The organism is Xanthomonas sp. F4, assembly GCF_011761895.1.
The window spans coordinates 1,477,143-1,489,362 of sequence record NZ_JAASQX010000001.1 but is presented as its reverse complement, the minus strand read 5'-3'; the positions used below and the strand labels follow the sequence as shown (position 1 = coordinate 1,489,362).

General features: G+C 67.4%; 10 protein-coding genes. 4 read left to right on the top strand and 6 right to left on the bottom strand.

What is annotated here, in order from left to right; all coding sequences use genetic code 11:
• Positions 1 to 9: 9 nt before the first annotated feature.
• The 5 genes from FHR66_RS06555 to FHR66_RS06535 form a co-directional block, all read right to left on the bottom strand.
• The gene (locus FHR66_RS06555; protein WP_425612957.1) at positions 10 to 1,596 is read right to left on the bottom strand and encodes a glucoamylase family protein; all 1,587 of its coding nucleotides are present in this window, start codon (positions 1,594 to 1,596) and stop codon (positions 10 to 12) included.
• 130 nt (positions 1,597 to 1,726) lie between these two features.
• Positions 1,727 to 4,699, bottom strand: a complete 2,973-nt coding sequence (locus FHR66_RS06550; RefSeq protein WP_160965111.1) for a TonB-dependent receptor — start codon at positions 4,697 to 4,699, stop codon at positions 1,727 to 1,729.
• 104 nt (positions 4,700 to 4,803) lie between these two features.
• Positions 4,804 to 5,817: a LacI family DNA-binding transcriptional regulator gene (locus FHR66_RS06545; protein ID WP_160965113.1), complete on the bottom strand. Its 1,014-nt coding sequence runs from the start codon at positions 5,815 to 5,817 to the stop codon at positions 4,804 to 4,806.
• Positions 5,818 to 6,052: 235 nt separating this feature from the next.
• Positions 6,053 to 6,337 carry a BolA family protein gene (locus FHR66_RS06540; RefSeq protein WP_160965115.1) on the bottom strand — a complete coding sequence of 95 codons (285 nt, stop codon included), beginning with the start codon at positions 6,335 to 6,337 and terminating at the stop codon, positions 6,053 to 6,055.
• Complete coding sequence (locus FHR66_RS06535) at positions 6,334 to 6,633, bottom strand: YciI family protein (RefSeq protein WP_160965117.1); 300 nt, start codon at positions 6,631 to 6,633, stop codon at positions 6,334 to 6,336. The genes FHR66_RS06540 and FHR66_RS06535 overlap by 4 nt, the downstream gene beginning before the upstream one ends.
• A gap of 372 nt (positions 6,634 to 7,005) precedes the next feature.
• Between FHR66_RS06535 and FHR66_RS06530 the strand changes: the two genes are divergently transcribed.
• Genes FHR66_RS06530 through FHR66_RS06520 form a run of 3 tightly spaced genes read left to right on the top strand, consistent with a single transcriptional unit; the run spans position 7,006 to position 10,500 of the window.
• Positions 7,006 to 7,947: a segregation and condensation protein A gene (locus FHR66_RS06530; protein WP_167087596.1), complete on the top strand. Its 942-nt coding sequence runs from the start codon at positions 7,006 to 7,008 to the stop codon at positions 7,945 to 7,947.
• Positions 7,948 to 7,970: 23 nt separating this feature from the next.
• Positions 7,971 to 8,948, top strand: a complete 978-nt coding sequence (gene scpB / locus FHR66_RS06525) for an SMC-Scp complex subunit ScpB (protein WP_160965121.1) — start codon at positions 7,971 to 7,973, stop codon at positions 8,946 to 8,948.
• Complete coding sequence (locus FHR66_RS06520) at positions 8,941 to 10,500, top strand: pseudouridine synthase (protein WP_160965123.1); 1,560 nt, start codon at positions 8,941 to 8,943, stop codon at positions 10,498 to 10,500. The genes scpB and FHR66_RS06520 overlap by 8 nt, the downstream gene beginning before the upstream one ends.
• A 172-nt stretch (positions 10,501 to 10,672) precedes the next feature.
• Here the strand turns inward: FHR66_RS06520 and FHR66_RS06515 are convergent, their stop codons facing one another.
• Entirely contained in the window at positions 10,673 to 11,137 is a 465-nt protein-coding gene (locus tag FHR66_RS06515; protein ID WP_343160660.1) for a pesticin immunity protein, read from the bottom strand.
• Between the two features lie 228 nt (positions 11,138 to 11,365).
• Here FHR66_RS06515 and FHR66_RS06510 point away from each other — a divergent pair, with 228 nt between their 5' ends.
• The gene (locus FHR66_RS06510; protein WP_237475229.1) at positions 11,366 to 12,073 is read left to right on the top strand and encodes a hypothetical protein; all 708 of its coding nucleotides are present in this window, start codon (positions 11,366 to 11,368) and stop codon (positions 12,071 to 12,073) included.
• Positions 12,074 to 12,220: the final 147 nt, after the last annotated feature.

The window sequence follows — 12,220 nt, the reverse complement described above, 5'->3', positions numbered from 1 at the left end:
GTGCTGTGCTCATTCCGGTTGCTGCGGCTGGCGCTGTGGAGGGGTGGACTGCGCCTCGGCGGCGGCGGCGCGCGACTCGGCGATGCCCAGCGCACGCGCATTGGCCGCCTGCTCGTCCTTCTTGGGCAGCGGCTGGGTCTCGCCTTCCGGGGTCAGCCAGCCACCGGTGAAGCCGGCGCGCTCCAGTCCGGTGCGGATGTACTTGTTCTTCTTCATCACGTTCCAGACGAACTCGTTGCGGTAGTTGGCGATCATGGTGACGATCGCGCCTTGGTCGATGCCGATGTAGTCGCTGGCGACCCAGCCGCGGTTGGGGATCATGCGGCCGGTCTTGAGCGGGATATCGTAGTTGAAGCTGGGGTTGAACGAATCCAGGAAACCGTAGCTCGAATACAGGAAGTCGCCGAAGCGCTTGTGCATTTCCTGGGTCGCCGGAATCACCACCTCCGGCGCGAACACGATCGAGGACACCGCCGCGGTCGGCGCGATGGTGCCGTCGTCGAAGGCCTCGAACAGGCCGGCGCCGCGGGTGCGGTAGTGGAAGAACTGACGCTGCTCGCCGCGGTAGTCCTGGGTGGTGTTCTGCGGACCGTCGCTGGCGGTCAGGCCCCACACGTTCTCGCCGTACTCCTTCCACTTCATCGGATTGTCGATGGCGTACTCGCGCTGCGCCAGCGTGGCGCGGCGGCTGTTGAGGAAGTAGTCGATGCCATGCTCGCGCATGTACTGGTCCTGGATGTCGCGGAAATCGATCCAGACGTGGTTGTACTGGTGCGCGAACAGCGGGCCGAACGCCAGGTATTCCTGGCCGTAGTACACGCCCCAGTCCTTGTTGTAGGTGCGCGTCCACTCCTGCCACGCGTCCGGCTCCACCGGATGGGTCGGCGAACCCAGCGCCAGCAGGTACACCATCATGCCTTCGTTGTAGCCCATCCAGTCGTGCTGGATGAAGCCGCGCTCGGGATACCAGCCCATCGAGATCAGCGGCTTGCGCTGCTGCATCCATGGCCAGTCCACGCGCCGGTACAACGTGTCGGCGATCTGGCGGATCTCCTTCTCGTCGGCAGTGTCGCCTTCATAGTAGGACTGGGCGAACAGCACGCCCATCATCAGCAGCGCGGTGTCCACGCTGGACAGTTCCACCCACTGGTCGTAGCGCAGCCCCTTCTGCATGTCCAGGAAGTGGTAGTAGAAACCCTTGTAGCCGGCGCGGCCGGTGCGTTGCGGACCAACCGGCAGATCGCGCAAAAAACGCAGCGTGGTCAGGGTGCGCTGCACCGCCTGCTCGCGACTGATCCAGCCGTTCTCGTAGCCGATGGGGTAGACGGTGAGCGCGAAGCCGACCGACGCGATGGACGCGAACGGCCGCGACGGATAGCGATCCACCGCCATGCCGTTCTGCTCGTTGGTGGTGTCCCAGAAGAACTGGAAGGTGCGGCGTTCGATGTCCTCGAACAGGGGTGGCAGTTCCGGCTTCAGCAGTTTCGGTGGCAGTTCGGCTTCGACCAGGATGACCTTGACCGGCTTCTTCTCCACCGCCTTCGGCTCCTCGGTCTTCTTGCACGCCGTCAGCAGCACCCCTGCTGCCATCACCATCAACGAAAACCTGATGAAACTGCGCTGCTTCTTCATCGTGCCCCCCGTGAAATCGTTTACATGCACGCAAAAAATACCCCACTTCCGCATCGCCGCGGCCCCCGGTGCACGGGAGCCGCGGCGACCCTGCTTACCAGTTCAAGCCAAACGACAGCTTGAACGTCCGCATCGGCGAGGCGAGCACGCCGTTCGGCGTGCCGAACGCCGTGTTCAGATCGGCGTAGGTGCCGGTATCGGTGTTGTAGTCCGCGTAATTGGTCCAGTTGAACAGGTTGATGACATCGGCACGAACGTTGAACTTGATGCCCGAACCGGTATCCCATTCCTTGTTCGCCGCCAGGCTGAATTCCTTGTAGCCCAGCGTGGAATCCGGCTTGTACTGAATGATATAGCACTGGTCGTTGCCCGCCAGGCAGTCGGTGCCGTAGCGCGGGGTCTGACTGGCCAGCGACAGCTTGGCCGACAGGGTGACGTCGTACGGCAGGTCGTAGATGCCGGTGACCACCAGGCGGTTCTTCGGGATGCCGCCGGCCTCGCGCCAGCCGTAGCCGGCCATCGACGGCTGATCCAGCGCGTAGTGCTCGCCGTACTGACGGTTCTCCTTCGCATCGGAGAAGGTGTAGGCCACGGTCAGGCCCCAGCCGGATTCCTTGTCGTAGGGCTTGTCCAGCTTCAGCGCCAGCTGGTTGTTGCGCGTCTTCAGGCCGTTGGTGCCGAGCACGATCGCACTGTAGCCATTGGGCGAGTCGGTCGGCACACCGGAGGTGGTGCCGGGCAGGAAGAACGAGCCGTCGGCACGGCGGTTGCCGCGCAGGAACACGAAACCGTCCTCGCTGACGATGTGGCTCAGGGTCACGTCCGTGTACCAGTCGTTGCCCCAGAAATGCACCATGTTGCGCATGCCCAGGCTGAACTGGTCGGAGTACGGCACCTTGATGTTGTTGTCGATCAGGTAGACCTCGCGGCCACCGCCGGCGCCGCCGGTGTTGGACGCCGCCAGCCCGGCCAGGCCGGCTTGGGTGGCATAATTCGGATCCCATGCCACGCACGGCTGGCCGAGGCACGGCGTGTTGGCGCTGTTGAAGTAGTAGCTGTAGGAACGGAAGTTGTTGTTCAACTGCTCCAGCGCCAGGTAGTCGAACAGGTTGCGATCGTACGCGCGACCGGCGCCGCCGTAGATCACGTGCGCCTGGTCGCCGAACAGGTCGTAGGAGAAGCCCAGGCGCGGCTGCCAGGCATCCTTGAACGCCTTGCGGTTGTTACCGGTGCTGATGTAGTTGGCGATGTTGTAGTTGGCGTTGTCCAGGTTGCGCCAGTTCAGCAGCGCGCTGGCGACGTCGGCCGGGGTGACGAAGTCGAGGAACGACGGGGTCTTCTCGTAGTCGTAGCGCACGCCCAGGTTCAGGGTCAGGTGCTCGTTGACCTCCCAGTCGTCCTGCAGGTAGATGCCGTACTGCTTGTTCTGCGACTGCACCGAACCGCCGTCGCCGGTGTCGCCGAAGCGCACGCGGTACGGCGTGCCGACATCGCTGAGGATGTTGTAGTAGTACTGCGGATTGGCCGGATTGATCTGGGTCGAATCGAGCTGAATGTCCTTGTACTTCACACCCATCTTGATGGTGTGGCTGCCGTGCCAGTCGAGGCTGTTGAGGGTCAAATCGTCCTGCAGGGTCCAGCCCTTCTGGCCCTTGTTCTGGAAGCTGCTGCCGGCGCCGGCGCTGAGGATGGTGGTCTCGTTGCCGGCCTGCGGCACGTAGGACAGCACGTAGCCGCTGCCGTCGGTGAGCGGGGTCTGGGTCCAGAACGCGCTCTCGTAGCTCAGGTTCAGATCGTTGAGGAACGCCTCACCGCTGTACTGCCAGCGCAGGTTGGCGCGCTTTTCCTTCTGCCCGTTGGTGCTGCCGTGCTGGTAGGTGGTGGTGTCGCCGATGTCCGACAGCTCGTCTTCCTTGCGGTACTTGCCGGTCAGCTCGAACAGGTTGTTGTCGCCCAGGGTCCAGTCGATCTTGCCGAAGTACAGGTCTTCCTTGAACGGGGTGCTGTAGGTGGACACCAGGGGCTGCAACTGCGCCGGCAACTGGTCGACGCGATCGGCATAGATGCCGCCCGGGATCACCGTGTTCGGCGTGTTGTATTCCTTGGCCTCGTAGGCAACGAAGAAGTGCGCGCGGTCCTTGAGGATCGGGCCGCTGAAGGTGGCGCCGTACTGGGTCTCGGAGAAGTCGTCGCGCTGGCCGGCCTTGCGCTCCAGCGGGCTTTCGGCGCGCCAGTCGTCGTTGGTCGTATCCCAGAAGAAGCTGCCGTGGAAATCGTTGGTGCCGGACTTGGTCGAGGCGACGATCGCCGCGCTGCTGACCTGGTCGAACTCCGCCTTGTAGTTGGAGGTGATGACCTTGTACTCGCCGATCGCCGACTGCGGGAACGGATTGCCGCGGCTGGAATCCTGGCCGCTGACGCCGCCGGTCAGCACGTAGTTCTTCTGGCTGATGCCGTCGATGTAGACGTTGGTGCCGTTGGCCGAGGTCGCACCGGAACGCACCGTGGTGTTGCCCTTGGCATCACGCTGGAACTGCACGCTCGGCACGCTGTCGGCCAACTCCAGGAAGTTGCGCGTGGCCTGCGGCAGCTTCTCGATCTGCACGTTGGAAATGTAGGTGGCGTTCTCCGAAGTGCGGGTTTCCACCAGCACCGGCGGCGCCTGCACCTGCACCGCATCGAGCGTGGTCGCGCCCTGCCCGTTGGCGGTGGCCGCTTCGCCGCCCACGCCCAGGTCCAAGGTCGCGGTCTGGCCAACCTGCACGGTGACGTTCTGCGAGGTGGTCTTGCCGTCGGCGGTGACGTCGATGCGGTAGGAACCCGGCGGCAGGCCGCCGACCGAATAGGTGCCGTTGCTGGTCTGCACGCTGCGGGTCAGACCGGTGGCCAGGTTGGTGGCGGTGACCTGCGCGGACGCGGCCGGTGCCGAATCGACCTTGACCTGGCCGCGGATGGTGGCGCCGGTGCTCTGTGCGAATGCCGGCGCGGCGCCCAGCAGCAGGCAACTGGCGAGGGCGCAGGTCAACAGCTTGCGCGTGGGCCGGGCGGAGTGCGGGGTGTGTTGCATGTGGGGTTTTCCCTCCAGGAAGACGTGATGCTCGTTATGGGTGGTGCGTGGTGCTTCGATGGAACGAAGTGGAACAAGCGATGCGGCGCGGACACCGCGTCGCATCAGGAACGGGCCGTGCTGGAATCGCGCACGACCAACGTAGGAACCAGGGTCTGCCGCTGTCCGTCGTCCGCGTCGGGCCGATCGATCAGCTGCAGTAGGCGATGCATCGCCTGCTCACCAAGCCCGGCGATGCTGACGCGCATGGTGGTGAGGGATGGGTGAACGAAACGCGCCAACGGGATGTCGTCGAAGCCCGCGAGCGCGACGTCGTCGGGCACGCGCACATCGCGCTGGGTGAAGGCGTAGAGGCAGCCGAGCGCGGTCATGTCGTTGGCGGCGAACACCGCATCGGGCAGCGCGTCGGCCTGCAGCATCGCCTGTCCGGCGCGGTAGCCGGAGGCTTCGTCGAAGTCGCCCGGAAACTCCTGGCCATGCGCCTCGCCGGAATGGCGCGCGATGGCGTCGCGGAAGCCGCGCAGGCGTTCGCGCGCGTCGAAGTTCAATTCCGGCCCGCCGATGAAGGCGATGCGGCGATGACCCATCGCCAGCAGGTGCTCGGTCATCGCCACCGCGCCGGCATGGTCGTCGATGCTCAGCACCGGGTACTCGGTGCCCGGCAGGTGGGTGTTGATCAACACCGTCGGCAACGCCTGCGGCAGGTTGTCGGTGAGGAAGCCCGGGCGCTCGGCATACGGCGACAGCACCAGCAGGCCGTCGACGCGGCCGCGCATCGCGCGCAGCGCCCGCCCCTGCTCTTCCGGGTCGCCGTGGTAGCTGGATACCAGCAGGTGCTGGCGGCGCGCGCGGGCGGCGCCGTCGATGCCGCGGATCAGTTCGGAGAAGAATTCGCCGTACAGGTCGGGCAGCACCACGCCCAGGGTCTGGGTGCGGCGGCTGCTGAGGCTGCGCGCCGCCGCATGCGGGCTGTAGCGCAGGCGTTCGGCCACTTCCAGGACCAGGGTCCGCACCGGCGCGGCCACGTTCTCGTGACCGTTGAGCGCACGCGACACGGTGGCCACGGAAACCCGGGCCTCACGTGCGACATCTTTGATGGTGACCGCGCTCTTCGCCATCGTGCCGCCCTCCGCGGCAGAGACCTTGAGAAACTGGCGCGGACTGTAATCGTTTTCAGCGCGAGGCAGAAGCCTTTTGTTATTTTTACAATAAACGTCTTATTTTTCAGTCACTTGAATAATGCGAAAGCGACCGGAATCGTGCCGCAACGCAACATAATCCAGCTGCAGATTCCGGTTTTCCGCGGGGTACGCACCCCGATTCGGGCTGGTGGCACCCAATCGGCCACAGGCGTCAGCCGGCCGTGACCGGCAGCTCGGCGCGGATCGACAGCGCATGGATATCGGTCTGCATCATCTCGCCCAGTGCGGCATAGACGGCGCGGTGCCGGGCCAGCGGCGCCATCCCGGCGAAGGCGGCACTGACGATGTGGACATTGAAATGCCCGCGGCCATCGCGCGCGCCGGCGTGGCCGGCATGGCGATGGCTGTCGTCCTCGACCTCCAGCGCCTGCGGCGCGAATGTCGCCTCCAGCGCGGCGCGGATGCGCGCCACCCGCTCGGCACCGACCTGGCTCATGGCAGCACCTTGCGGAACGGCCGCACCTCGACCCGGGCGTAGACCCCGGCAGCGACATACGGATCGGCCTCGGCCCAGGCCTGCGCCTCGGCCAGCGAGTCGAACGCAGCCACCACCAGGCTGCCGCTGAAGCCGGCCGGGCCCGGATCCTCGGCGTCGATCGCCGGGCACGGCCCGGCCAGCAACAGCCGCCCGGCCTCCTGCAACTGGGTCAACCGCTGCAGATGCGCCGGCCGTGCCACCGCCCGCCGCGGCAGCGCATCGGCCACGTCGTACCCCTCGATCACGTACCACATCGCGTCTTCGCCCTCGTTCTATCTTCACAGACGTGCCATTGTAGGACCTGCCCGGTGCGGCGGCGCTGGACACCGACCCCGCCGGCGCATTACCCTTGGTTCCATTGCACGCGGCCGGATGCAGCGGCCCGTCGGTGATCGGCGACCCCAAGCCCCTTCCAACGACCGATTCGCTGCCTGACACCGCCCGCGCAGACGTCCTCCTCTGTAGTTCCCGCCGCCACGACACGCGTGGCGTGCGTCGTGTGTCTTGTTGAAGTACCGAGCGCGTTGCGGGGACGACGCGCCATTGAACCGCAGCACTGCCGGCAAGGAGCCGCGCCGGGTCGCGCCTGCCCGGCCCTTCGCTACCGCAACACCGATGTCCAACCGATGACCTCCGAACTCGCGCTCGACGCGAACCCGCCAATCCAGACGACCCCGCCACAGCAGCAGGAAATGCCGCTGGCGGTCGTGCATGGGCAACCGGTACTGCAGATCCCGCAGGATCTGTATATCCCGCCGGATGCGCTGGAAGTCATCCTGGACGCGTTCGAAGGCCCGCTGGACCTGCTGCTGTACCTGATCCGCCGGCAGAACCTGGACATCCTGGACATCCCCGTCGCCGAGATCACCCGGCAGTACGTGGACTACATCAACGTGATGCAGGAGCTGCGCTTCGAGCTGGCGGCCGAGTACCTGGTGATGGCCGCGATCCTGGCCGAGATCAAGTCGCGGATGCTGCTGCCGCGGCCGCCGGCCGAAGACGGCGAGGAAACGGACCCGCGCGCCGAACTGGTCCGCCGCTTGCAGGAGTACGAACGTTTCAAGCAGGCCGCCGAGGACATCGACGCGCTGCCGCGGCAGGACCGCGACACCACCCCGGCACACGCCCACGTGCCGGACCGGGCCGCGGTCAAGCTGCCGCCGCCGGTGGAGCTGAAGGAAATGCTGCTGGCGCTGTACGACGTGCTCAAGCGCGCCGAACTGTTCAGCGGCCACGCCATCAAGCGCGAGGCGCTGAGCGTGCGCCAGCGCATGGGCGATGTGCTGGGCCGTCTGGACGACGGCAAGTTCCACCGTTTCGAATCGCTGTTCAGTGCCGAGGAAGGCAAGCTGGGCGTGCTGGTCACCTTCCTGGCGCTGCTGGAACTGGCCAAGGAGCAGTTGCTGGACATCGTCCAGGAGCCGCTGGCGCACGTCCCCGCCGATGCCGCCGACCGGCCGCCGCTGCCGCCGATCTACGTCAAGTCGCTGGCGCTGGGCAACACCAACGCACCGCTGCAGTTCAACAGCGAGTTCGACGACAGCGACGCCGCCGACGCCACCACCTGAGTCCACCGAGAACCCGTCCACGCATGGATCAAGCGCTGATCAACCGCATCGTCGAGGCCGCCCTGCTCGCCGCCAACCAGCCGTTGCCGCTGGCGCAGTTGCACGGCCTGTTCCCGGAGGAGGAACCCGCGCCGCCGGGCAGCATCGAGCGCGCGCTGGAACTGCTGCGCGAGGCCTGCGAGGGCCGCGGCGTGGAACTGGTCGAAGTGGCCTCCGGGTTCCGCTACCAGGTGCGCAGCGACGTGCACGCCTGGGTGGCGCGGCTGTGGACCGAGCGCAAGACCCGCTACACCCGCGCCACGCTGGAGACCCTGGCGCTGATCGCCTACCGGCAGCCGATCACCCGCGGCGAGATCGAGCAGGTGCGCGGCGTGGCGGTCAGCAGCAACATCATCCAGGCGCTGGAAGAGCGCGAATGGATCCGCGTGGTCGGGCACCGCGACGTGCCGGGCAAGCCGGCGCTGTTCGGCACCACCAAGACCTTCCTGGACTATTTCGGGCTCAAGCGCCTGGACGAACTGCCGCCGCTGTCCGAACTCAAGGACATCGGCGAACTGGAACCGCAGCTGCCGCTGGACCGCGACGCGCTGCCGGTCGGCGACATGGCCCAGGCCGATGCCGCCCCGGGCAACGACGCCGATCAGGGTGAGCAGGGCGACACCACGGCACACGCCGCGGCCGCCGGCGAATCCGCCGAGCCCAGCTCGACGGCGCAGGCAGACGCGGCCGCAGACGCCGATGACGATGCCGACGTAGCAGCAAACGCAAGCGACACCGCAGCACCGCACACCCCCGCGACCGACGACGCCGACGCGCCGCCGGCCACGGATCCCACGACCGCCCCGACGGGCGAACCCGAAGCCGCGCCGGGAGAGCGCGCGGCGGATGCGAACGAAGCCGAAGACAACGCCGTCGCGACGACGACCGTGGCTGTTGACGATGCCGATTCCGAACCACAGGCCGACGCGCAACGCGCCGGCCGGAGCCAAGTAAATGAGTGACACCTCCCGCAAGCTGTCGTTGAACAAGCTCTCGCTCAAGCGCGATGCCGCTGCCGCCGAGCAGCCGAAACTGGAAGAACGCCTGCACAAGGTCCTGGCCCAGGCCGGGCTGGGGTCGCGCCGGGCGCTGGAACAGCGCATCGCCGACGGCCTGGTCAAGGTCAACGGCGAGGTCGCGCAGACCGGCATGTCGATCCGCAGCGGCGACAAGATCGAGCTGGATGGCCGCAGCTTCGTCGCCAGCGCGCTGACCGAGCCCTCGCGCGTGCTGATCTACAACAAGCCCGAAGGCGAAGTGACCACGCGCGAAGATCCCGAAGGCCGCCCGACCATCTTCGAGGCGCTGCCGGCGCTGAAGGGCGCGCGCTGGATCGCGATCGGCCGCCTGGACATCAACACCACCGGCCTGCTGCTGCTCACCACCGACGGCGAGCTGGCCAACGCGATGATGCACCCCTCCTACGAGATCGAGCGCGAGTACGTGGTGCGCGTGCGCGCCCCGGAAGGCGAAGAGACCGTGCCCGACAGCATGATCGAGCGGCTCTCGCGCGGCGTGCTGCTGGAGGACGGCGGCGCCAAGTTCGACGAGATCGAACGCATCGGCGGCACCGACTCGCACGACTGGTTCCGGGTGGTGGTCAAGGAAGGCCGCAACCGCGAGGTGCGGCGCCTGTGGGAATCGCAGGGCTGCCAGGTCAGCCGGCTCAAGCGCACCCGCTACGGCAAGATCGCGCTGCCGCGCGAGCTGCTGCGCGGGCACTCGATGGAACTGGCGCAGGACAAGGTCGAGGCGCTGCGCGCCGAGCTGAAGCTGGAGGAAGGCACCCCGTCGGCGCTGACCCTGCAGCCGGTGATCGGCCAGCGCAAGGCGGCCAAGGCCACCGTGCAGGTCGGTCGCGGCGGCAACGCCTACGTCAACGGCCACAACACCGCCGACGAAGGCCGCGAGCTGCGCCGCTTCGACAATTTCCGCGAGGACCGCGGCCGCGGCCGCGGCGGCAAGAAGCCGCACGGCGGCCTGACTGTGAGCGGCGAAATGGCCGCCAAGCAGGCGCAGAAGCCGTTCAAGCAGCGCACGCCGAAGGGCCCCAAGCCGCTGCCGGACGGCAACCCGGCCGCGTTCCGCACCTGGTACGTGCCCGATGGCGTGAGCACCGGCCCGACCGGCCACCGCAACGCCGGTCCCGGTGGTCGCGGCCAGGGCCAAGGTCAGGGCCAGGGGCGTCCTTACGCCAAGCCGCGTCCGGCCGGTGCCGGTGCGGGCGCCGGAGCCGGCCAGGGCCGCGGTCAGGGCCAAGGTCAGGGACAGCGCAAAGCGCACCCGTACGGGCATCCGGCCAATGCGCCGAGCTTCCCGTCCGATCACGCCAACCCCGGCTTCAGTCCCTACGGCGCCGCGCCGCGCGCAGCGCGCCCGGCCGGCGGCCAGAAGCGCGGCCCGGGTCCGGGCGGACGCCCCGGCGGCGGCAACCGCCCGGCTGGCGGTCGTCCGCCGGGCGGCGGCGGCCGTCCCGGCGGCGGCGGCAACCGCGGCGGTTCGCGCGGCGGCTGAGTGACGGTGCCGGCGCGGCGCGCGTCGGCCTGCCCCGCTCCCGACAAGGGCGTCTGCGCAAGCGGCGCCCTTTTTCGTGGGGCGCTAGCGCCAGCGGAAATGGAGCAGACCGCTGGACGCCGGCGTCCGCGTGACCTACGTGAGACGGCCCGCATCGCGGCCGTCCGCTCGCTCAAGCATCGGCAGGATCGTTCCTGCAGTCCGCAAACCCGGCGGGCACCTGCCTGGCGGTCCAGTTGCCATGAGCAGACTTCGCGACGAGCAGCGCCGAGGTTGCGTTGTAGCTCGGGGCGCTTGTGTCGCCGGGCCTGGCCAGCGCGCTGTCATGGAAACACAGGCGTACGGACGTGGGATCGGCAGATAGCACCTCGAAGCGCATCATCCAGCCTTTGTCGGTCTGGAGCAGGCGGGCGCCATTGGCGGTTTTTGTGACGTCCACGAAGCCATAGTCCGCGAACGTCGTCTTCCCCGGCATGAGACGGGGACCGACCGAGTTGGGAAAAGAGGTCAGGTCCAGGTGCTGGATGACCGCATCCGTGACGCCTGCCTCCTGCGAGGCGGCCAGGGACGAAGCACCGACCCCAAGCGCGACCAGGCCAACCAGCATTCCGGCATTCATGCGGACGATCTCGCGCACAGAGGAAGGACCGCGATGATAGGCAGCGCGAAGCCCCACGCTCAATGGCGATGGCCGTGGCGGCTGCCGCCCACGCGGCGCTCGAAGGCGTCCTTGCTAGTGAGCGACATGCATGTGGCGACACCAGCGCGCGCAGTATTCTGCCGTTCGCCCTGCGCGGACGAAGCCGATATCCTGGCGCATCCGGCGGCCACCGCTGATGGCCGCTTTTACCAACCAGGAATCCCGATGACACGGAAGATGAAGATCGCCCTGCCGCTGCTGATCGCCGGCGTGCTGAGCCTCGCCGCCTGCCAGAAGGCGCAGCAGAAGGCCCAGGAAGAAATCGCCGCGGCGCAGAACCCCTACCCTGCCAGTTCGCCGCTGCACGCGCCGTTCGATCGCATGCTGCGCAAGCTGGCCAACGATCCGCGCTACGTGGCGCTGCTCAAGCAAAGCGGCCCGCAGGCGCAGCAGGCCGGCTTCCAGCTGGCGCAGAACGGCATCGCGCGGCTGGACCACGCGACGCTGGAACAGCGCCTGCAGATCCTCTCCCAGGTCAGCGACAAGGTCGACGTGTCGCAGTGCGCGGTGCTGGCCCGCGGCGGCAATCCCAACGATGCGCAGGCGCTGAGCGCGGCAATGCTGTCGGGACTGGAAAAGCTGCCGCAGGCGCAGATCGACCGCTGGTTCGACGTCTCGCTGAAGGCCACCGACGCGGAGTTGAACAAGACCCCGGCGCAGCCGGTGACCCAGCAGCAGATCCAGGCGGCGATGGGCACGCTGGTCAAGTCGCTGCCCGCCGACCAGCAGCAGCGCCTGATGCGGGTGTTGCCGGAGATCGCCAAGGCCAGCGACGAGGACGCCTGCTGGACCGCGCGCACCCTGTACCGCCAGGCATTGGCGACCCCGGAGCCGGTGCGCGGCCAGCTGGCCTGGGTGTTCGCGCAGCAGTAAGCACAGAGCAGACACCAAGCGCGTCCTGGCGCAGGGCGCGCTTGGTCGGGTCGCCTTGCATCTCCAGCGCGTGGCCGACTTGCGGTGGATGGCCGCGAAAAACCAGTGACGCAAAAAAAGAATCCAGGCGCACTGCGCCTGGATTCG

Coding starts and splice junctions, on each gene's coding strand:
- FHR66_RS06555 (WP_425612957.1), bottom strand. CDS start 1,596: ATGGTGATGGCAGCAGGGGTGCTGCTGACGGCGTGCAAGAAGACCGAG.
- FHR66_RS06550 (WP_160965111.1), bottom strand. CDS start 4,699: ATGCAACACACCCCGCACTCCGCCCGGCCCACGCGCAAGCTGTTGACC.
- FHR66_RS06545 (WP_160965113.1), bottom strand. CDS start 5,817: ATGGCGAAGAGCGCGGTCACCATCAAAGATGTCGCACGTGAGGCCCGG.
- FHR66_RS06540 (WP_160965115.1), bottom strand. CDS start 6,337: ATGAGCCAGGTCGGTGCCGAGCGGGTGGCGCGCATCCGCGCCGCGCTG.
- FHR66_RS06535 (WP_160965117.1), bottom strand. CDS start 6,633: ATGTGGTACGTGATCGAGGGGTACGACGTGGCCGATGCGCTGCCGCGG.
- FHR66_RS06530 (WP_167087596.1), top strand. CDS start 7,006: ATGACCTCCGAACTCGCGCTCGACGCGAACCCGCCAATCCAGACGACC.
- scpB (WP_160965121.1), top strand. CDS start 7,971: ATGGATCAAGCGCTGATCAACCGCATCGTCGAGGCCGCCCTGCTCGCC.
- FHR66_RS06520 (WP_160965123.1), top strand. CDS start 8,941: ATGAGTGACACCTCCCGCAAGCTGTCGTTGAACAAGCTCTCGCTCAAG.
- FHR66_RS06510 (WP_237475229.1), top strand. CDS start 11,366: ATGACACGGAAGATGAAGATCGCCCTGCCGCTGCTGATCGCCGGCGTG.